General features: G+C 70.1%; 1 protein-coding gene. It reads left to right on the forward strand.

What is annotated here, in order from left to right:
* Nucleotides 1-428 (forward strand): hypothetical protein (locus tag I6F37_RS41085; protein WP_225154533.1); only part of this gene is annotated, 428 nt, incomplete at both ends.

Genomic DNA, 428 nt, shown 5'->3' on the forward strand with positions numbered 1-428 from the left:
TCTCGAGGCCGGCGACGTGCTGTCGCGTTTCGGTCCCGAGGGTCTGCACGCGCACCGGATCGCCTCGGCCGCCGACGAGCGACCGTCGGCGGCGGTGGATCCACCACCCGAATGGTGGTGCGAGCACGCGTTCCCCGAGCCCATCGAGCAGTTGGAGACGGTGGTGTTCATCGCGAAACGTCTCGCCGACGAACTGGTGGCGCGCCTCGCAGCCGAAGGCCGCGTGTGCACCCGCCTCGTCGTGGCGGTGGAGACCGAGCACGGCGAGCGCAGCGAACGGGTGTGGTACCGAGACCATGGGTTGGCGGCCATGGCGATGGTGGAACGGGTGCGGTGGCAGCTGGAAGGGTGGGCGGCACAACCCGGCGGGTTGAGCGGTGGTGTCGCACTGCTGCGGTTCGTCCCCGACGAGGTGCGTAGCGATGACG

Origin of the sequence: Bradyrhizobium sp. NBAIM08, from assembly GCF_020193935.1 — a bacterium.
In the GTDB taxonomy this organism is placed as follows: Bacteria; Pseudomonadota; Alphaproteobacteria; order Rhizobiales; family Xanthobacteraceae; genus Bradyrhizobium; species Bradyrhizobium yuanmingense.